Source organism: Pararhodobacter zhoushanensis (assembly GCF_025949695.1).
In the GTDB taxonomy this organism is placed as follows: domain Bacteria; phylum Pseudomonadota; class Alphaproteobacteria; order Rhodobacterales; family Rhodobacteraceae; genus Pararhodobacter; species Pararhodobacter zhoushanensis_A.
This window is the reverse complement of sequence record NZ_JAPDFL010000001.1, coordinates 2231736-2250662: the sequence shown is the minus strand read 5'-3', so window position 1 is coordinate 2250662 and position 18927 is coordinate 2231736. Positions and strand designations below refer to the sequence as shown.

The window sequence follows — 18927 nt, the reverse complement described above, 5'->3', positions numbered from 1 at the left end:
GCACGCCCCCTCCTCTGGACTCCTCCCGTGGATATTTTCAGACAGAAAATGAAACAGGGTTAACGAAGTCTTATTTTCTGTCCCTAAATATCCTGGGGGGTGAATTCGGCGCCAGCCGAAGAGGGGGGCAACGCCCCCCGCCCGCGCCGCGCTTGCGCGGCGCCCGGCCCAACGGGAGGGGCAGCATCTGCGATGCTGCGCCCGACGGGCGGGAGCCCCCGATCACCCCGGCGCAACCCGCTTGCCCCTGTGCGCTTTCGCCCCTACACAGGGCCAGTCCTGACAGTCGGAGCCCCTGAGATGGCCAAGAAAAATAGCGCCCAATCCATCCTTGCCTGGGGGATGATGATCCTGCTGATTGCAGGGCTGGGTGGCTTTGGCATTGACAGTTTCCTTGGCAGCCGTGTCACCTCGATCGGCAGCGTCGGTGACCGCCAGATCAGCACGCAGTCCTATGCCCGCGCCCTGCAAAGCGAGATGCGCGCGGTCGAACAGCAGATCGGCCAGCCGGTCACCATCGCCTTTGCCCAGCAGGTCGGCATTGACCAACAGGTCCGCGCACAACTGATCACGCAGGCGGCGCTGGAAAACGAAGCCGGACGCATCGGCATCTCGGTTGGCGACGAAAACGTCCAGCGCACCGTTGTCGGGATCCGCGCGTTTCAGGGCCCGACCGGCAATTTTGACATGGATGCCTACCGTTTTGCCCTGCAAAACGTTGGCCAGTCCCCGGCCGAATTCGAAGAAGAAGTCCGCCGCGACGCCGCACGCGGCATTCTGCAGGCGGCCACGGCCGCCGGGGTCGAAACCCCCGACAACCTGCGCAGCGCCCTGCTTGGCTTTTACGCCATGCGCCATAATTTCACGCTGTTCACGCTGACAGAGGCCAATCTGCCGGCTCCTGTCGCGGACCCTGAAGAGCCCGCGATCATCGCCTATTACGCGGCCAATATCGCCGATTTCACCGCCCCCGAAACCCGTTCGATTACCTACGCCTGGCTCACGCCGGAAATGGTGCTCGACACGGTCGAGGTCGATGAGGAGTCGATCCGCGCCCTGTACGAGCAGCGCATCGACGACTTCGTGCAGCCCGAGCGCCGCCTCGTCGAGCGTCTGGTCTTTGGCTCGGATGACGAAGCACAGGCTGCCAAGGCGCGACTTGATGCCGGCGAGATCACCTTTGATGCGCTGGTCGAAGAGCGCGGTCTGTCGCTGGAAGACGCCGATATGGGCGATGTGAGCGAGGCGCAACTGGGCGCCGCCGGGGCTGCGGTCTTTGGCCTCGACAATGCAGGCACCGTGGTCGGCCCCCTGCCGTCGAACCTCGGGCCAGCCCTGTTCCGCATGAACGCGATCCTGAACGCACAGGAAACCCCGTTCGAGGACGCACGCGACGAGCTGCGTGCCGAACTGGCGGGCGATGGCGCGCGCCGGGCGATCCAGGACCAGCAGGAAGGCTTTGACGATCTGCTGGCGGGCGGCGCCACGCTGGAACAGCTGGCCGAGGAAACCCCGATGCAGCTGGGCACCATCGAATGGACCCGCGACACGAACGAAGGCATCGCGGCCTATTCCGAATTCGGCACGGCTGCCGCTGCCGTCAGCGCCGATGACTTCCCCGAACTGGCCGGTCTGTCAGATGGCGGTCTGTTTGCGATCCGGCTCGACTCGGTCACCCCGCCGACCCCGCGCCCGATTGAAGACGTACGCGAGGCCGTCGTTGCCGGTGCCCGCGTCGCCGCTGTCGATGCCGCGCTGCAAAGCATGGGTCAGACGCTGAGCGCCGATCTGGTTGCCGAAGGCCCCGAGACCTTTGGCGAAACGCGTGACCTGTCACCCGAGGTGTTCGAGAACATCACCCGTCTTGACCGCCTGACTCAGGTGCCCGCCACGATGCTGGAAACCATCATGGCCAGCGACGTCAACACGCCGGTGATGTCGGTGGCCGAAGGTCGGCTGCTGTTGGTCTATGTTGGCGAGACCGAAGCACCCGACAGCGCCGATGAGCAGACCGAGCAGCTGACCGGCGCGATCAACGAGCAGATCGGTCAGGCACTGGCGCAGGATGTGTTTTTCTACTTCGCCAGCGCGCTGCAGGCCGAAGCCGGGATCACCCTGAACCAGCCCGCCATCGACGCGGTACACGCCACCTTCCCCTGATCCGACCGTCCCTGACCGTCCCGCTGCAAAGGTTTCCAGCCGTGACCCATTCCGCCCTGCTGACCCCCGGTTTCGCCGACTTCGAAGCCGGGTGGGCGCGCGGTGAAAACCAGGTGGTCTATGCCCGCCTGGCCGCCGATCTCGACACGCCGGTCTCGCTGATGCTCAAGATCGTCGGCAACCGCAAAGACAGCTTCATGCTGGAATCGGTCACCGGCGGCGAGGTGCGCGGGCGCTATTCGATCATCGGCACCAAGCCCGATCTGATCTGGCACTGCCGGGGCGGCGCCAGCCGCCTGAACCGCGAAGCGCGGTTTGACGACGCGGCGTTTGTCGATCTGCCCGGCCACCCGCTGGACGCCCTGCGCGGGCTGCTGGCAGAAAGCCGCATCGCCATGCCCGAGGATCTGCCGCCGGTTGCCTCGGGCCTCTTTGGCTATCTGGGCTATGACATGATCCGTCTGGTCGAGGATCTGCCGCAAAACAACCCCGACCCGCTGAACCTGCCCGACGCGGTGCTGATGCGCCCCTCGGTCGTGGCGGTGCTGGACGGGGTCAAGGGCGAGGTGACGGTGGTCTCGCCCGCCTGGGCCGGCTCCGGGCTCTCGGCCCGCGCCGCCTATGCGCAGGCGGCCGAGCGGGTGATGGATGCCCTGCGCGACCTCGAGCGCGAGGCGATGGGCACCGGGCGCGCGCTGGGGGATATGGCGCAGGTCGGTGAGGCGGTCTCGAACTTCACCAAGGACGGCTACAAGGCGGCGGTCGACAAGGCCAAGGATTACATCCGCGCCGGGGACATCTTTCAGGTCGTGCCTTCGCAACGCTGGGCGCAGGAATTCCCCCTGCCCCCCTTCGCGCTGTACCGCTCGCTGCGGCGGATGAACCCCTCGCCATTCATGCTCTATTTCGACCTCGGCGAGTTCCATATCGTCGGTGCCTCGCCCGAAATTCTCGTTCGGGTGCGCGATGGCGAAGTCACCATCCGCCCCATTGCCGGCACCCGCCCGCGCGGGGCAACACCCGAGCAGGACAAGGCGCTGGAGCTGGACCTGCTGGCGGATCAGAAAGAGCTGGCCGAGCACCTGATGCTTCTCGATCTGGGCCGCAACGATGTCGGCCGCGTGGCCAAGATCGGCACCGTGCACCCGACCGAGAAATTCATCATCGAACGCTACAGCCATGTGATGCATATCGTCTCGAACGTCGTCGGCGAGATCCGCGACGATCAGGACGCGCTGTCCGCCCTGCTGGCGGGCCTGCCTGCGGGCACGGTGTCCGGCGCGCCCAAGATCCGCGCCATGCAGATCATCGACGAGCTGGAACCCGAAAAGCGCGGCGTCTATGGCGGCGGCATCGGCTATTTCGCAGCCAATGGCGAGATGGACTTCTGCATCGCGCTGCGCACGGCGGTGGTCAAGGACGGGGTGATGTACACCCAGGCCGGGGGCGGCGTGGTCTATGACAGCGATCCAGAGTCCGAATGGCAGGAATCGGTGAACAAGGCCAAGGCGCTGCGCGCTGCGGCCGAAGGCGCTGGCCTGTTCCTGCGCGGCAACAGCTGAGGGGTTTCGCCCTTGGCCGAGACGGCTGTCGCCGCCGCGCCCTCGGGCGACCGGGCAAGGGGGCCTTGCCCCCCTCTGCGGCATTCGCCGCATTCACCCCCCAGGATATTTAAGGACAGATGATAAGGGTTCGTTAACCCTGTTTCATTTTCTGTCTGAAAGTATCCACGGGGGGATTTTCAAGGGGGCGCGTGCGTCCCCCTTGAAGCAGGTTTGGGCGGCAGCCCATGCGGCGCGAGGGGCTCGATGCCCCCGAGCGCCGCGCTCCCCTCACGATCCCATCGGTGTCCAGGGCCAGGGTTTCTGATCGCTCGCCGCCGACTGATAGCGCGCCGCTTTCGCGACCCAGGCGCCGACCATCGAGCCGAAATCGCCCAGCTCCTCGTTCGGGCGCCCGCGGTTGGCGATCATGATCACCACCTGTAGCACCGCCACAGCCAGCAGCACGGACTGCGCGCCGCTGATCATCAGGGTGATCACCACGATCCACAGGATCCGCGGGATCAGCTCGCGGGTGCCGGGCTCGAAACCGGGGTCCTCGTCATCCTCGAGGTGCGGGTGCTGGCGCTGCATCGGCGGTCTCCGGGTCTGGGGATTGCGGGCGGCTTACCGCCCGCCGCAAGCCTGCCTCAGCCCGGCGGCGCCTTCAAGCCCCGCCGCGCGAGGGCCAGGGCCTCAGCCGCCCAGCCGGTAGTTGGGCGACTCGCGGGTGATCTGCACGTCGTGGACGTGGCTTTCGCTCAGACCAGCCCCGGTGATCTTGACGAAATTGCAGCCCTTGCGCATCTCGGGCACCGTGGCATTGCCGGTATAGCCCATCGCCGCGCGCAAGCCGCCGACCATCTGGTGAATGACCGTCGACACCGGCCCCTTATAGGGCACCTGACCTTCGATCCCCTCTGGCACCAGCTTGTCCGACGCTGCATCCTTCTGGAAATACCGGTCCGCCGAGCCGCGCGCCATCGCCCCCAGCGAGCCCATGCCGCGGTAGGATTTGTATGAGCGGCCCTGATACAGGATCACCTCGCCCGGCGCCTCGTCCGTCCCGGCAATCGCCGAGCCGACCATCGCACAGCTTGCGCCCGCCGCGATCGCCTTGGCGAAGTCGCCCGAGAACTTGATGCCGCCATCCGCGATGATCGGCACGTCGCCCGCTGCCGAGGCAGCGTCCATGATCGCCGTCAGCTGCGGCACGCCCACGCCCGCGACGATCCGCGTCGTGCAGATCGAGCCGGGGCCGATCCCGACCTTCACCGCATCTGCGCCCGCCCCGATCAGCGCTTTGGTGGCTTCCGCCGTCGCGACGTTGCCCGCCACGACCTGCACCGCATTCGACAGCGCCTTGACCCGCTCGACCGCTTCCGCGACCGAGGCCGAATGCCCGTGTGCCGTGTCGATCACCAGCAGATCCACGCCCGCGTCGATCAGGGCAGCCGATCGCTCGAACCCAGCGTCGCCCACGGTCGAGGCCGCCGCCACGCGCAGGCGGCCCAGCTCGTCCTTGCAGGCCATCGGGTGCAGGACGGCCTGTTCGGTATCCTTCAGCGTCAGCAGCCCCTTCAGGCGGCCCTCTGCGTCCACCACCAGCAGCTTCTCGATCCGGCGCGCGTGCATCAGGTCGCGCGCATCCTCGCGGTTCGCCGGTTCGTGCAGCAGCACCAGATTATCCGCCGTCATCATCGCATGCACGGGCGTCTTGGGATCGGTGACAAAGCGCATGTCGCGGTTGGTGACGATCCCCACGACGCGGCCGGCCTTGTCGACCACCGGAAAACCGGTGACCTTGTACCGCTCGCCCAGCGCGCGGGCGTCGGCCAACGTGGCCTCGGGTGTCAGGGTAATCGGGTTATAGACCATGCCCGATTCAAAGCGCTTGACCCGGCGAACGGCCTCGGCCTGCGCTTCCAGATCGAGGTTGCGGTGCACGACCCCCATGCCGCCGGCTTGCGCCATGGCGATCGCCATCGCGGCCTCGGTCACGGTGTCCATCGCCGATGACAGCAGCGGAATGTTCAGCCGGATCGACTTGGTCACATGGGTTGAAACGTCCGCCGTCGAGGGCAAAACGGAAGAGGCCGCGGGGACCAGAAGGACATCATCAAAGGTGAGAGCCTCGCGAATCTGCATGGAATGCTCCTGTGGCAGGGGGAGTCGTCGCTTGGCACGGCCCTATGGCATGGGTTTGGCGGAAAGGAAAGGGCTGGAGGCTACAGAGTGTGGCCTATCAGTCCTGACGGGCCAGATAAGCCTCGAATGCCCGCAGCGTGACCTCGGAAACATGGTGTTCCATGCCCTCGGCGTCCAGTTCCGCCGTCTCGGGCGGGACGCCCAGCGCGACCAGCAGCGACACCACCGTGCGGTGGCGCGCGCGCACCTTGCCAGCCAACGCCGCGCCTGAGTCGGTCAGGAACACGCCCCGATAAGGCCGCGAGGTCACCAACCCCTCGCGCCGCAGCCGCGCCACGGCCTTGGTCACCGTCGGATGCGTCACGCCCATGCGCTGCGCGAGATCGGTGATGCGGGCTTCACCATGCTCGGCGATCAGGTCGCCGATCAGCTCGACGTAATCCTCCAACAACGCCACCGATTGCGCCGTGCGCGCCTGCGCGAAGCGGTCCGAGGTTTCGGCACTGTCTGGAAGGGTCTCGGGGGCGGGCTCGGGCACTGTGTCGGGGTCCGTCGTTGCGGGCCGCCCTGTCGCGAACCCTGAACTCTTCTATCGACGGGGCGGCGTGAATGCAAAGCAGTCGTCAATAATTTGCCACTTGCAAGCAATGTAGCCCTGGCTACATTCCGCACAAACACCCCGGAGTCGCCCCGTGCAGTCCAGTTCCCAGCCCCGCAACACGGCCAGCCTGACCGACCGTACCCGTTCAACCATGACCGAGGCGCTTGCCGGACGGCGGCGCGGGCCGCGCGCACTGTTGTCCTTCGTTGGCCCCGCCGTGATCGCCTCGGTCGCCTATATCGACCCCGGCAACTATGCGACCAACATTCAGGCCGGCGCGGGCTATGGCTATATGCTGCTGTGGGTCGTGCTGATGGCGAACCTGATCGCCATGCTGTTTCAGGCGCTCTCGGCCCGGCTGGGGATCGTCACGGGCAACAATCTGGCCGAGCTGTGCCGCGATCACTTCCCGCGCCCGGTGGTCTGGGTGATGTGGGGGATCAGCGAAGTCGCCGCGATGGCCACGGATCTGGCCGAGTTTCTGGGCGGTGCGATCGGCCTTGCGCTGCTGTTCGGGCTGCCGCTGATGCAGGGGATGATCGCGACGGCGGTGATCACTTACGCGATCCTGATGGTCGAACAGCGCGGGTTCCGGCCGATGGAGCTGGTGATCGGCACTTTCGTGGCGATCATCGGGCTGTGCTATCTGGCCGAGATGCTCATTGCGCCCGTCGACTGGGGCGGCGCGCTGACCGGGCTGGTCACGCCGGGTCTGCCCGACACGGCGGCGCTGACCATCGCGGTGGGGATCATCGGGGCGACGGTGATGCCGCACGCGATCTATCTGCACTCGGGGTTGACGCAGGCGCGGGCGACGAACCCCACGGCGGGTGAACGCCGCAGGCTGGTGCGCTTTTCGAACATCGAGGTGATCGTGGCGCTCGCGGTGGCCGGGATGGTCAACATGGCGATGGTGATCATGGCCGCCTCGGCCTTCCACCAAGGCCATGCCGAGGTGGCCGAGATCGAGACCGCCTATCACATGCTGACACCGCTGCTGGGTGCAGCGGCGGCGGGGGCGTTTCTAGTGTCACTGATCGCCTCGGGGATCTCGTCCTCGGTGGTGGGGACGATGGCCGGGCAGATGATCATGCAGGGCTTCTTGCGCATCCATGTCCCGGTCTGGCTGCGCCGGGTGGTGACGATGGCGCCGGCGTTCATCATCGTCGCTATGGGGGTCAATGCGACCGAGGCGCTGGTGCTCAGCCAAGTGGTGCTGTCCATCGCCCTGCCGGTGCCGATGGTGGCGCTGGTGATCTTTACCGGGCGGCGCGATCTGATGGGCGCGCATGTGACCGGCCCTTTGGTACGCGGGCTGGCGGTGCTGGGATCGGTCGTGGTGCTGGGGCTGAATTTTGTGCTGTTGGCGGGGTTCTTCGGGATCAGCGTGCCGGGACTGGGGTGAGATGTCCCCCGATGGGACATGCAGGCCGATGCTTTGAAAACAAAGACTTGGCGACAGAGATTAACCTTTTAGCAACCCCTGCCCTGGCTCTGCAGACGCGGGATCAAGCGGCAGCGGACCTGCTCATTTGCGCGCCATCAACGGCGCGCAAAAGGCCAGACCTGTTGCGTGCCCCGGACACGCACAACCTGGAATTGGCACAGCGCATCCGCCTGACGCCCGCCAGGTGCAGGTCCGAACCCAATGCTTGATTTTTGCAACCAACTCTGGGTTAAATCACTGTGTTTATTGCAGTAACAATTTCAGGTGCTTGTGTGAATTTAACTTATTTTGACGACATCGAATGTCCCTCTCGGATCCGTGGTGCCAGCCAGAGTATCAACCGCGACGACATTGAGGCTTTTGCAAAATCCTGGGGTGACAGCTTGCTGGGGATCAAGCGTAACTCAAGGGTCAATCACGATAAAATACGTGTCTCGGAACCGTTTTTACTGGCCCTGCGCAACCGTCTGATCCACGGTCTGGACCGCCCCCCGGCAATCATCGCGTCCTTCGGGTATGACGATGTGCGGTTTAATACCCATGCCTACGCGAACGACACCGTAACGCTGATCCTTGATGTCGAAAGCAAGCGCCTATCGGCGTCGAACCCGCAACGGGGCATCGTGATCACGCGCCAGACGCTGATCAATCAACACAACCAGATCGTCCTGAGCATGCTGGACAACGTGCTGGTTCAAAAGCGCCAGAGCTGAGGCGCGCGGTTTACACCGGCGCCTTCACCTCCTCGGGCATCGGGCAGACATAAGGGTCTTGCGCCTGATGCTCGGCGTGTTCGGCCTTGGCGGCGGCCAATGTGTCGGGCTCGGTGATCAACAGCTGCGCGCAGCGGGCCATCGCGGTGGCGGCGTGGGTCATGCCCTTGTGCGCGGCGGGGCTTTTGCCCTGCGCCGTCGCCTGCCACGAATGCAGCGGCGTGCCGATGGCCATGGTGGCGACCTGCACCTGCGTCAGCGGCACAGCGTGGCTGACGTCGGCCACATCGGTCGAGCCGGTCATCACCTCGCCCCCCGGGCGCAGCGGGACGATCCAGTCCGACAGCGGCGTGTCGGCGCGCGGTTGCATCGCCACGATGCGGTAGGGCAGCGCGATGTCCTCAGGGCTCAGCGTCGCCTGAATCTGCGCGGCATAGGGCTGGTCGGCGGCGTCGAACGGTACGCCGCCGATGGCGTCCAGCACCCGCTGCATGGTGCGGTCCATGGTCAGGTTTTCCAGCATGGCCGAGACGGCGGAATAGACCTTGGCCTCGACCGTGGTGCCGGTCATCAGCGCCGCGCCGCGCGCCACATCCTTGACCCGTTCGACCAGCGCCAGCATCTCGGAGGTTTTCAGCGCGCGGATCGAATAGCGCACGCGGGCCTTGGATTGCACCACATTGGGCGCGCTGCCGCCCGCGTCGAGATAGGCGTAATGGATGCGCGCATCCTGAACCATATGCTCGCGCAGATAGTTGACGCCGACGGACATCAGCTCCACCGCGTCCAGCGCCGAACGGCCCAGATGGGGCGACATCGCGGCATGGCTGGCGCGGCCGTGGAAGGTGAAGTCAATCCGCGTATTGGCCAGCGAATAGGGATCGGCGACGCGGGTCATGCTGTCGGGGTGCCAGGTGATCGCGGCATCGGTGCCCGCGAACGCGCCATCGCGCACCATGAAGGTCTTGGCCGCCCCGCCCTCTTCCGCCGGGCAGCCATAATAGCGCACGCGGCCCTCGGTGCCGGTTTGCTCCAGCCAGTCCTTGACCGCGCAGGCGGCGAGCAACGCGGCCGAGCCCAGCAGGTTGTGCCCGCAGCCGTGGCCGTTGCCGCCCGTGACCAGCTCTTGCGGCTCGGCCAGTCCGGCGACCTGACTGAGACCGGGCAGCGCGTCATATTCGCCAAGGATCGCGATCACCGGACCGCCCTGCCCCGCCTCGCCCATCACGGCGGTGGGGATGCCCGCGACGTTTTCGGTCACGCGAAAGCCCTTAGCCTTGAGCATGGCGGTGTGCTCGGCGCACGAGGCTTTTTCCTGATAGAGCAGCTCGGGCGTGCCCCAGACCCGGTCGGCCATGCCGGTCAGGTCACAGCGGTGGGTGTCGATGGCGGTGTCGATGGGATGGGCGTTGCGCATGGTAATCTCCGGTTGCGGCGATCCTGCGACGCCGGGCGCGCGAACGCAAGCCGGGCGGGCAGCGTCGGTTGATCGGTGAGGTGAAGGGGGTTAGCCTGAGGCATCAGCCCGGTGAGGGAGGCCACGGATGGCGACGCTGGTTTTTGGCATGAATGTTTCGCTCGACGGCTTTGTCGATCACACCGAATTTGCCCCAAGCCCCCCGCTGTTTCGCCATTTCATCGACCAGACGAAGGGTCAGGCGGGCAGTCTCTACGGGCGCACCCTGTACGAGCTGATGGCCTATTGGGACGCTGAGCAACCCGGCTGGGGCGAGGATGAGCAGGCGTTCGCGGTGGCGTGGCGGCGACAGCCGAAATGGGTGGTATCGCGCAGTCTGGCAGCGGTGGGGCCGAATGCCACGCTACTGGGAGAGGACGTTGAGGCAGAGGTCCGGGCGCTGAAAGCCAGCGTCGAGGGCGAGATCGAGGTCGCCGGGCCGACGCTGGCAGCGAGCCTTGGGGCGCTGGGTCTGATCGACCTGTATCGCCTGTATCTGCACCCGGTCGTGCTGGGACGCGGCACGCCGTTTTTCAACGGGCCCCTGCCGCGCCTGCGGCTGGTCGCGACCGAGACCATCGCCGAAGAATACGTCTGTCTCAGCTATGCTCCGGCCTAGAGTTTCGCCCTGAGCCAGTCGCTGATCGCCGTGGTCGCCTGCACGCCCTGCGGAATGGCGCGGCGGGTGGACAGAAAGGCGTGGATCTGGCCGGGGAACGGCAGCAGGGTCACCGGCACGCCCACGGCCTTGAGCGCGTCGCTGTAGGCGGTGGCATCATCCCACAGCGGATCGTGGCCGCCGTGGAGGATCAGCGCCTGCGGCTGGCCCGCCAGCCGGTCCGAGGTCAGCGGGGCCACGCGCGGGTCGCTGCGGTCCTGCCCTGCGGGCAGGTATTGGTCGATGTACCACGCGACGCGGTCGGCGGGCAGGACATAGGCGTCTTTCAGTGCCGTCATCGAGCGGCTGTTCATGCGGAAATCGACGGCCGGGTAGATCAGCACCTGCGCTTTGGGCAGCGGCAGACTGGCGGTGGCGAGGTCATGCATCAGCGCGGCGGTCAGGTTGCCCCCGGCGCTGTCGCCACCCACAGCAAGACGGGCGGGGTTGACGCCGTAAGTTTGCGGATCGTCGATGAGCGCGCGGTAGGCGGCAAGGCAATCATCGGGACCGGCAGGGAATTTATGTTCCGGCGCAAGGCGGTAGTCGAGCGAGATTACCCTGATCCCGGCCTCGAGCGCGATCTGCCCGCACAGCCCGTCATGCGTATCCAGACTGCCCTGCACCCAGCCGCCGCCGTGGATATACAGCAGCGTCGGGCGGTTGGAAGCGTCGGGCTGAGTGTCATAGACGCGTGCAGGCCGTGCGCCGTCGCCGCCGGGCATGGTGATGTCGCGCTTGGCGACTTGCGGCGGGGACGGCAGGTCGAACTTGTCCGCCAGAATGCTGAGCGACTGGCGGCTCTCGGCCAGAGTTGGCGTCACGCCGGGCACCCGGACCGAGTTGAACAGCTCACCCAGCACCTGCGCCTTGGCGTCGATCCGCCGTCCGTCGACGCTTTTGCGCCGTCCCGTCAGCCACAGGGCAGCGACGGGTTCCGGCAGGCGGGTCAGCGCGAACAGGGTCAGAAGGGTGAGTTTTCCCATGGCGTCCTCTCAGGTTTGCCCCAAAGGACACGAGGCGCGCGGCAGGTTCAAGCCTTTGTCGACATCCGCCGTTCCAACAGCCGGGCCTGCACCCAGCCCGCTGCCATCACCCATCGAAAGGCCGCGCGGTGCCGCCAGCGGGTCACCGGGCGGCGGATGTCGAGGAGCAGCGCAATGCGCGGGTTGGGACCGGGGTTGAGCACCTCATGGGTGAAAGTGTCGTCCCAGAGCAGCGCCTGCCCCTCGGCATAGGGCACACGGGTGCCGTCCACTTTCAGCCACGGCGCGGCGTCGCTGCCGCAGTCGGGCGCATAGAGGCACAAATGATAGCGCAGCACGCCGCGAAACGGGCCGCGATGCGGCGGGATATGCTTGCCGGGGTCGAGGTAAGACAGGGTGGCGGTGGTCACCTCGGGGTGATCGCGCAGAAAACGGGCCAGCACGGGCGTTTGCGCGGCATTGGCGGCGATGACATGGCGGTAGGCCTTGACCATGAACATCCGCCAGTTCTTGCCGTCGCCTGCCGAGATCCGGGTCTGCGTGGCGGTGATGTCATGGAAAAGCGGGATATCGGGGTTGGCGGCATAGACCGCCAGCGCCTCGGCCCGCAGGGCAGGATACAGCGCCGCCAGCGCCGCATGCGCAGGAAAATAGCGCGCCATGTCCAGCACGGGCGGCGTGTCGAGGTCGCTGTAGACCTGCCGCAACCGCTTTGTCAGCCGCTTGAGGATGAGTTTCTGAAGCATGGGGCACCTGCGAGCAACGCGATGAGCGTAGACCGGATTGCTTGCGGTTTGGAACCCGGCTGTGACAGGGCGATGACACGCAGCCGCCGGAGCGGGGCATCGGTTGCCCGTTAAAACCGCGGGTCGCTGCAGGTCTGTTCGCAGGTTCCGCTGGCGGCACGGCATTGCTCAACCCGGGTGCCGCAACTGTTGTAATCGCGGCACTCGCCCTGAAACGTCCCGTTATAGATGGCTTGCAGCGCGTCATAGGCACAGTCCCGATAGACCTCGCAGGTCTGTTGGCACGCACCCTCGCCGAAGGTGTCCATGCCTTCAGCCGTGGCGGTCAGGGGCAGGAACAGGGCAATGGCAAGGGCTGGCACGAGGGAGAGTCGCATGGGCGTATCCTTTTCGGTGCCGCCATGGGTCATGGCCGCGCAGCAGGGACGCTAGCACGGCGGGGGCGTGGCACCTAACGATGGTTCACCGGCCTCAGAATGCAGCGGCTCTGTCGGGTTCCGCGGATGCCGGGTCTGCCGAGGCGCGCACGAATGGTGGCCCCGGACAGCCGCCGGGGCAAAGGGTGGCAAAGGGGACCGGATCGCGACATGGACACATCACGTCTTTGAGACAAGGATCGGTCTCGACGAATGCGGCGGATCCTGAGACCCTGCAACCCGGCAGTCACGCCAAACAGGAAAGCGCGCACGAATGTCCAGCGAACTGAACGACCTCACAGACCTGTTCAAAAGCCTTGGGGCTGGGGCGCCGGAGTCCTGGGCAAGCTCCCAGATCGATGAAGGCATCCCGCAGCTGCATCGCTTTCTTTTCCTGCGGCAGGCGTGGGCGCAGGTCGTCGACGAGCAGGACGACAGCTGGATTGACCGGGCCATTGACGCCGCGCGCAAACATCCGGACGAGCCCTTCACCGGGCAGGGCCACGCGCTGCACCGCCTGCTGGCAGCGGGCGCAGAGCGCGCTGATCTCGTCGATCTGGTGCGCGCATCACAAGCCGAAATGATTTCGAGACTGTGTTATCTGCTCGAAGATCCCTCTTTCATTGGTGAAGACGCGACGCGTTTTGGCTCTGTTGGCTGGGCTCTGGTGACGACCGATGACGACTTTCAACCCACGGCACAAACCATCGGCGGGTTGCACGAATCGGTTCTTGATACGGACCCTTCAGGCCGTGAAATGCGCCCCCGGAACAGGTCTTGAGATCAGCGCCTTGCGGGGTGAACGCCCGAAGCCGACCGGGCTGCGCGCCCGGTTGATCCCCGCCCGACGGGGTTTCGGGTGGTCGGGCAGAACGCGGGCACCGCTGCGGCTGGTGCAGACGATCTGACCGCCAAGCCGATGTGCCTGCCCGGCCCGGCGACGCTATCCTGCGAGACGCGGCATGAAAAAGGGCGGCCCCGCAGGACCGCCCCCTTCCCTGTCGCAAAAGCCAAACCTCAGCCGATGATCGCGTTCAGCGTGGCCGAGGGGCGCATGGTTGCGGTGACCTTGGCCGTATCGAGCAGGTAATAGCCGCCCAGATCGGCAGGCGCGCCTTCGACGCTGTGCAGCTCGGCGACGATCGTGTCCTCCCCCTCGACCAGCGCCTTGGCGATGGGGGCGAAGTGGGCGGCCAGCGCGGCGTCGTCCGTCTGGGCGGCCAGCGCCTCGGCCCAGTAGCGGGCGAAGTAGTAGTGCGAGGTGCGGTTATCGTCCTGCCCCACGCGGCCGCGCGGCGACTTGGCGTTGTCGAGCACCTGCTGCGTGGCATAATCGACCGCAGCGCCCAGCACGGCGGCTTTGGGCATGCCCTTGGCCTCAGCCAGGAAGTTGAAGCTTTCGCCCAGCGCGCAGAACTCGCCAAGGCTGTCCCAGCGCAGGTGGTTCTCTTCATAGACCTGCTGGACGTGCTTGGGCGCGGTGCCACCGGCGCCGGTCTCGAACATGCCGCCGCCCTGCATCAGCTTGACGATCGAGAGCATCTTGGCCGAGGTGCCCAGTTCCAGAATGGGGAACAGGTCGGTCAGGTAGTCGCGCAGCACGTTGCCGGTGATGGTGACGCAGTCCTTGCCCGCGCGCATGGTCTCAAAGCTGAAACGGGTGGCTTCGCGCGGGGCCATGATCGGAATGTCGATGCCAGCGGCTTTCAGCGCGGGCTCGACGTATTTGATCAGCTCGGCGTCATGGGCGCGGTTCTTGTCCAGCCAGAAGGCAGCAGCACCGGTGGCCTTGGTGCGGGCGATGCCCAGCTGGATCCAGTCGAGGATCGGCGCTTTCTTGGCGGTGGACGAGCGCCAGATGTCGCCCTTCTCAACCGTCTGCGAATGCAGCACCTCGCCCGAGGCCAGCACGATCTCGACCGTGCCGTTGGCGGCGATCTCGAAGGTGGTGGGGTGCGAGCCGTATTCCTCGGCCTTTTGCGCCATCAGCCCGACGTTGGAGACAGCACCACAGGTGGTGACGTCCAGCGTGCCGGTTTCCTTGAAGTATTTGATCGTCTCGTCATAGACGCTGGCATAGCAGTTGTCGGGGATGCAACAGTTGACGTCAGCCTCGGCGCCATCCGGGCCCCAGCCCTTGCCGCCCGCCTTGATCACCGCAGGCATCGAAGCGTCGATGATCACGTCCGACGACACATGCAGGTTGGTGATCCCCTTGTCCGAGTTCACCATGTACATCGGCGGTTGCGCGGCCATCGCGGCTTTCAGGTCGGCCTCAAGCGCAGCATTGCCCGCGATGCGCTTGTCCAGATCGCCGATGCCCGAGTTCGGGTTCCAGCCCAGCGCATCGAGTTCCGCGCCGTGCTTGGCGATGAAGTCTTCCAGATAGACGCTGACGAAATGGCCAAAGATGATCGGGTCCGAGACCTTCATCATCGTGGCTTTCAGGTGCACCGAGAACAGCACGCCCGGCTCGGTCGCCTTGATCTGCGCCTTGATGAAGGCGCGCAGGGCGGATGCCGACAGGAAGGTCGCATCGACGACTTCACCCTCGGTATAGGTCACCTTGTCTTTCAGCACGCTCTGCGTGCCATCCGCCCCGGTAAAGACGATCTTCGCCGCCCCGGCCTGCGCAGCACTGATCGTCGCCGACAGCTCGTTGGCATAGAAATCATCGCCCGGCATTGACGAGACATGGGTTTTTGACGCAGCGGTCCAGGTGCCCATGCGGTGCGGGTTGGCCTTGGCATAGGCCTTGACCGCCTTGGCCGAGCGCCGGTCCGAGTTGCCCTCGCGCAGCACCGGGTTCACCGCCGAGCCCTTGACCGCATCATAGCGCGCCTTGATCGACTTCTCTTCGTCGGTCGTTGCCTCTTCGGGATAGTCGGGGATGTCATAGCCCTTGGACTGCAGCTCTTTGATCGCTGCGTTCAGCTGCGGCATCGAGGCCGAGATGTTCGGCAGCTTGATCACGTTGGCCTCAGGCGTCTTCACCAGCTCACCCAGCCAGGCCAGATCGTCCGAGACGCGCTGCGCTTGGGTCAGACGCTCGGGGAACAGCGACAGAACGCGGCCCGCAACCGAGATGTCGCGGGTTTCCACCGAAATGCCGGCGGCGCTGGCGAAGGACCGGATGATCGGCTCCAGCGAGATGCGGGCCAATTCGGGGGCTTCGTCCACCTTGGTGTAGATGATATCGGGGGTTGTGGTCGTGGCCATGCGTGCGTCCTCTGCGAGCGATGCACCGGGGCGGCCTGCGCGGCCAGTCACCGGGCGCGTGGGAATCGGACGGCGGCGGCTGCCACCGTTCTCTGGCCGCTCTCTGACGCAAAACCGCGCCTGCGTCAAGGTCTGTGTGCAATGGTATACAATGAATGAACGCCCACCGAGCGACAACCCGGCCCCCTGCTCATTTTCTGTCTGAAAATATCCTCCAGGAGGGTCCGGGAGGATGGAAAATCCTCCCGGGCGGGTGTGGGTGGCAACCCACGCGGCGCGAGGCCCCCTCAACGGGGGCCGAGCGCCGCCCCCTTCCCCAATCCCCGCGAACCTGCGACACATTCCGCGCAACAACCAAAGGCCCGCTCATGCACTGGTTCCTTCTCGCCGCCGCCATCGCGTTTGAAACCGTCGGCACCACCGCCCTCAAGGCCAGCGAGGGCTTTTCGCGCCTCGGGCCGTCGCTGATCGTCGTCGTCGCCTATGCGCTGTCGTTCTGGCTGCTGGCAATCGTGCTGAAAACCGTGCCGGTCGGCATCGCCTATGCGATCTGGTCGGGGCTGGGCATCTGCTTCATCGCGCTGATCGGCTATGTGGTGTTCGGCCAGCGGCTGGACGCGCCCGCGATTGCCGGGATCGGGTTGATCATGGCCGGTATTCTGGTGATCAACCTGTTTTCCAACACGGCTCCCCACTGATCCTGCCCCCCTTAATTCGGCCCCCTTGATCACGCCCCCCTGAACGGACCCCGCCGATGACCGACCCGTCACATCATTCCGCCCTCGAGGACGCGCAAGGCATCGCCTATGGTGCCGCGATGGCAGCGTTTGGCATCACGCTGCTGACCCATCTGGGCCTGATCACCGGGCAGACGGCGGGGCTGGCGGTGCTGATCTCTTACGCGACGGGCTGGGCCTTTGGTCTGGTGTTCTTCGTCATCAACATCCCCTTCTACCTCATCGGCTACCGCCGCTTTGGCCTCACCTTCACCCTCAAGACCTTCGCCGCCGTGGCGATCATGTCGGCGCTCAATCTGGCCGCGCCCGACTGGATCCGCTTCGAGGCGCTGAATGTCGCCGTCGGCGCGATTCTGTTTGGCATGGTGTCGGGCACCGCCCTGCTGGCGCTGTTTCGCCATGGGGCCAGTCTGGGCGGGATCGGCATCCTTGCGCTGTCGGCACAGGAACGCTGGGGGATGCGCGCAGGCTGGGTGCAACTGGGCTTTGACGCCGTGCTGTTCGCGGTCGCGCTGTTCATCCTGCCCGACTGGCGGCTGGTTGCCTGGTCGGCGCTGGGGGCGCTGGTGGTCAACGGGGTGATCGCGGTCAATCACCGGCGTGATCGCTATATTGCAACCTGAAGGGGTGACGTCACATAAAGCGGCCCGGATTACACAGCTGCCACAAACCGGGTGCATGCCGTCAGTCGCTGATTCCCTTCAGGAGACTCCCATGGATCGCTTCACCCTTGCCGTTGACCGCCGCTTCGTGCTGCGCGGCGTTGCCGCCAGTGCCGCCGTACTGGCCGCCCCCGTGGCCGCCCGCGCGCAGAGCAGCGCCGACGCCGTGCTTTTCACCCTCGCCGATCTGCACGCGCCCTATGCCCGCCTGCCCGCGATGCTCGACCAGCTGCGCAGCCTGCGCGCGCAGGCCAACCGCCCGGCGGCGCTGCTGATCAACGGCGATATCTTCGAGCGTGGCAACGTGGTCTGCCTGCGCTCGAACGCCGAGGCCGACTGGGCCTTCATCGAGGCGCTGTGCGCCGAGATGCCCGTGGTGATCAACATCGGCAACCATGAGACCGCGATTGTGGACGACATCGCCAGCTTCACCGCCCGCGCTGACCGGGCCGGGGCGCAGGTGATCTCGAACCTGATCGACCGGCGGACCGAGCGTTTCGTCGCCCCCTATGCCGCACATCTGGGTCTGGGCGGGATCGAGCTGTCGCTGCTGGGTCTGGCCGCGACCAATCCCTTCGTCTACCGCGAGCCTGCGCGCAGTGCGCTGACCTTCCTCGACACCGCGCGCTTCGTCGCCGACGCCCTGCCCGGCGTGGCGGGCGGTGCCGATCAGGCGATGATCCTCAGCCACGCCGGGCTGATCGCTGACAAGACCTTCCTTGACACGCTGCCCGACGGCACGCTGGTGCAGGGCGCGCATGATCACCTGCTGTGCGACTATGCGCTGCCCAACGTCCATTACGCCCATGGCGGCAGCTGGGGCACGCGCATCGGCATGATCGAGCTCAGCAAGAGCGGCGGCGCGGTCTCGGCCCGCTACAGCGCGCAGGATGTGGCCGCCAGCGGCGGCGATGCCGAGCTTGCCGCGCAGATCGAGGCGCTGAAGGCCGAGCATCTGACCGCCGAGGACAGCGCGGTGGTCGCCGTGCTGCCGCAGGCCTATGACCTGCACGCCTCGATCCTGATGGCGACCGAAGCGCTGCGGCTGGCGACCGAGTCGGATGTGGCGATGCTGGGCCACACCACCTTTGGTGCGCCGCTGGCTGCCGGGCCGCTGAGCCACTACGATCTGGCCGCCTATCTGCGCTTTGGGGGTCCGGTCGCGGTGGCCGAGATTTCCGGCGCGCAGCTGGCCGGGATGCTGGCGCTGGGCAACCAGTTCGCCGCGCAATCGCTGGAGCAGCGCACCGGCGATTACGTGCATGTCGCCGAGTTGGACATTGACCCTGCCCGCACCTACCGGCTGGCGGTCAACGGCTGGACCGCGACCAATCAGGCGGCTTATCTGGGCACGCAGGATCTGGTGTTCGAGACCGTCGAGGGGCTGGAGCTGCGCCAGCTGATCATCGACGATTTCGCCACGCGGTTCTGACACGG

Annotated in this window: 17 protein-coding genes; 9 read left to right on the top strand and 8 right to left on the bottom strand. The window is 65.9% G+C overall.

The features are described 5' to 3' along the window. Window positions 1-300 precede the first annotated feature (300 nt). Both OKW52_RS11340 and trpE read left to right on the top strand, forming a co-directional pair. Window positions 301-2160, top strand: a complete 1860-nt coding sequence (locus OKW52_RS11340) for a peptidylprolyl isomerase (RefSeq protein WP_264505800.1) — start codon at window positions 301-303, stop codon at window positions 2158-2160. Between the two features lie 41 nt (window positions 2161-2201). Next, window positions 2202-3722, top strand: a complete 1521-nt coding sequence (gene trpE, locus OKW52_RS11335; RefSeq protein ID WP_264505799.1) for an anthranilate synthase component I — start codon at window positions 2202-2204, stop codon at window positions 3720-3722. 270 nt (window positions 3723-3992) lie between these two features. Here trpE and OKW52_RS11330 read toward each other — a convergent pair whose 3' ends face one another. The 3 genes from OKW52_RS11330 to mntR all read right to left on the bottom strand — a co-directional run bounded on the left by OKW52_RS11330 (window position 3993) and on the right by mntR (window position 6387). Beyond that, complete coding sequence (locus OKW52_RS11330) at window positions 3993-4295, bottom strand: DUF4389 domain-containing protein (protein ID WP_264505798.1); 303 nt, start codon at window positions 4293-4295, stop codon at window positions 3993-3995. A gap of 102 nt (window positions 4296-4397) precedes the next feature. Further along, the gene (gene guaB, locus OKW52_RS11325) at window positions 4398-5849 is read right to left on the bottom strand and encodes an IMP dehydrogenase (RefSeq protein ID WP_264505797.1); all 1452 of its coding nucleotides are present in this window, start codon (window positions 5847-5849) and stop codon (window positions 4398-4400) included. A gap of 97 nt (window positions 5850-5946) precedes the next feature. Continuing rightward, window positions 5947-6387 (bottom strand): manganese-binding transcriptional regulator MntR, encoded by a 441-nt coding sequence (mntR, locus tag OKW52_RS11320; RefSeq protein ID WP_264505796.1) that lies wholly within the window; start codon window positions 6385-6387, stop codon window positions 5947-5949. 154 nt (window positions 6388-6541) lie between these two features. On the opposite strand from mntR, the gene OKW52_RS11315 reads away from it, so the two are divergent. Continuing rightward, the gene (locus tag OKW52_RS11315; protein WP_455430309.1) at window positions 6542-7855 is read left to right on the top strand and encodes an Nramp family divalent metal transporter; all 1314 of its coding nucleotides are present in this window, start codon (window positions 6542-6544) and stop codon (window positions 7853-7855) included. A 281-nt stretch (window positions 7856-8136) separates the two neighbouring features. After that, entirely contained in the window at window positions 8137-8610 is a 474-nt protein-coding gene (locus tag OKW52_RS11310) for a MaoC family dehydratase (RefSeq protein WP_264505795.1), read from the top strand. Between the two features lie 10 nt (window positions 8611-8620). On the opposite strand, the gene OKW52_RS11305 is transcribed toward OKW52_RS11310, so the two are convergent. After that, the gene (locus tag OKW52_RS11305) at window positions 8621-10027 is read right to left on the bottom strand and encodes an amidohydrolase (protein ID WP_264505794.1); all 1407 of its coding nucleotides are present in this window, start codon (window positions 10025-10027) and stop codon (window positions 8621-8623) included. Between the two features lie 127 nt (window positions 10028-10154). Between OKW52_RS11305 and OKW52_RS11300 the strand changes: the two genes are divergently transcribed. Continuing rightward, on the top strand, window positions 10155-10685 hold the full coding sequence (locus OKW52_RS11300) for a dihydrofolate reductase family protein (RefSeq protein ID WP_264505793.1): 531 nt from the start codon (window positions 10155-10157) through the stop codon (window positions 10683-10685). Here OKW52_RS11300 and OKW52_RS11295 read toward each other — a convergent pair. The 3 genes from OKW52_RS11295 to OKW52_RS11285 form a co-directional block, all read right to left on the bottom strand. Beyond that, the gene (locus tag OKW52_RS11295; RefSeq protein ID WP_264505792.1) at window positions 10682-11710 is read right to left on the bottom strand and encodes an alpha/beta hydrolase; all 1029 of its coding nucleotides are present in this window, start codon (window positions 11708-11710) and stop codon (window positions 10682-10684) included. The genes OKW52_RS11300 and OKW52_RS11295 overlap by 4 nt on opposite strands. A gap of 47 nt (window positions 11711-11757) precedes the next feature. Continuing rightward, window positions 11758-12456 carry an aspartyl/asparaginyl beta-hydroxylase domain-containing protein gene (locus OKW52_RS11290; protein ID WP_264505791.1) on the bottom strand — a complete coding sequence of 233 codons (699 nt, stop codon included), beginning with the start codon at window positions 12454-12456 and terminating at the stop codon, window positions 11758-11760. Between the two features lie 110 nt (window positions 12457-12566). Next, on the bottom strand, window positions 12567-12833 hold the full coding sequence (locus OKW52_RS11285) for a hypothetical protein (protein ID WP_264505790.1): 267 nt from the start codon (window positions 12831-12833) through the stop codon (window positions 12567-12569). 313 nt (window positions 12834-13146) lie between these two features. Here OKW52_RS11285 and OKW52_RS11280 point away from each other — a divergent pair, with 313 nt between their 5' ends. Next, complete coding sequence (locus OKW52_RS11280) at window positions 13147-13653, top strand: hypothetical protein (protein WP_264505789.1); 507 nt, start codon at window positions 13147-13149, stop codon at window positions 13651-13653. Window positions 13654-13889: 236 nt separating this feature from the next. Here OKW52_RS11280 and OKW52_RS11275 read toward each other — a convergent pair whose 3' ends face one another. Next, window positions 13890-16091 carry an NADP-dependent isocitrate dehydrogenase gene (locus OKW52_RS11275; RefSeq protein ID WP_264505788.1) on the bottom strand — a complete coding sequence of 734 codons (2202 nt, stop codon included), beginning with the start codon at window positions 16089-16091 and terminating at the stop codon, window positions 13890-13892. Between the two features lie 368 nt (window positions 16092-16459). On the opposite strand from OKW52_RS11275, the gene OKW52_RS11270 reads away from it, so the two are divergent. The 3 genes from OKW52_RS11270 (at window position 16460) to OKW52_RS11260 (ending at window position 18922) form a co-directional block, all read left to right on the top strand. Further along, window positions 16460-16789 carry a DMT family transporter gene (locus OKW52_RS11270; RefSeq protein WP_264505787.1) on the top strand — a complete coding sequence of 110 codons (330 nt, stop codon included), beginning with the start codon at window positions 16460-16462 and terminating at the stop codon, window positions 16787-16789. 56 nt (window positions 16790-16845) lie between these two features. After that, a complete protein-coding gene (locus tag OKW52_RS11265) occupies window positions 16846-17451 on the top strand; it encodes a YitT family protein (RefSeq protein ID WP_264505786.1) in 606 nt (201 codons plus the stop codon). Window positions 17452-17542: 91 nt separating this feature from the next. Beyond that, complete coding sequence (locus OKW52_RS11260) at window positions 17543-18922, top strand: 5'-nucleotidase C-terminal domain-containing protein (protein ID WP_264505785.1); 1380 nt, start codon at window positions 17543-17545, stop codon at window positions 18920-18922. Window positions 18923-18927 lie beyond the last annotated feature (5 nt).

What these genes read in the sequence shown, in the direction of transcription:
- OKW52_RS11340 (WP_264505800.1), top strand. Translation starts at nt 301, where the DNA reads ATGGCCAAGAAAAATAGCGCCCAATCCATCCTTGCCTGGGGGATGATG.
- OKW52_RS11330 (WP_264505798.1), bottom strand. Translation starts at nt 4,295, where the DNA reads ATGCAGCGCCAGCACCCGCACCTCGAGGATGACGAGGACCCCGGTTTC.
- guaB (WP_264505797.1), bottom strand. Translation starts at nt 5,849, where the DNA reads ATGCAGATTCGCGAGGCTCTCACCTTTGATGATGTCCTTCTGGTCCCC.
- OKW52_RS11305 (WP_264505794.1), bottom strand. Translation starts at nt 10,027, where the DNA reads ATGCGCAACGCCCATCCCATCGACACCGCCATCGACACCCACCGCTGT.
- OKW52_RS11300 (WP_264505793.1), top strand. Translation starts at nt 10,155, where the DNA reads ATGGCGACGCTGGTTTTTGGCATGAATGTTTCGCTCGACGGCTTTGTC.
- OKW52_RS11295 (WP_264505792.1), bottom strand. Translation starts at nt 11,710, where the DNA reads ATGGGAAAACTCACCCTTCTGACCCTGTTCGCGCTGACCCGCCTGCCG.
- OKW52_RS11290 (WP_264505791.1), bottom strand. Translation starts at nt 12,456, where the DNA reads ATGCTTCAGAAACTCATCCTCAAGCGGCTGACAAAGCGGTTGCGGCAG.
- OKW52_RS11285 (WP_264505790.1), bottom strand. Translation starts at nt 12,833, where the DNA reads ATGCGACTCTCCCTCGTGCCAGCCCTTGCCATTGCCCTGTTCCTGCCC.
- OKW52_RS11280 (WP_264505789.1), top strand. Translation starts at nt 13,147, where the DNA reads ATGTCCAGCGAACTGAACGACCTCACAGACCTGTTCAAAAGCCTTGGG.
- OKW52_RS11275 (WP_264505788.1), bottom strand. Translation starts at nt 16,091, where the DNA reads ATGGCCACGACCACAACCCCCGATATCATCTACACCAAGGTGGACGAA.
- OKW52_RS11270 (WP_264505787.1), top strand. Translation starts at nt 16,460, where the DNA reads ATGCACTGGTTCCTTCTCGCCGCCGCCATCGCGTTTGAAACCGTCGGC.
- OKW52_RS11265 (WP_264505786.1), top strand. Translation starts at nt 16,846, where the DNA reads ATGACCGACCCGTCACATCATTCCGCCCTCGAGGACGCGCAAGGCATC.
- OKW52_RS11260 (WP_264505785.1), top strand. Translation starts at nt 17,543, where the DNA reads ATGGATCGCTTCACCCTTGCCGTTGACCGCCGCTTCGTGCTGCGCGGC.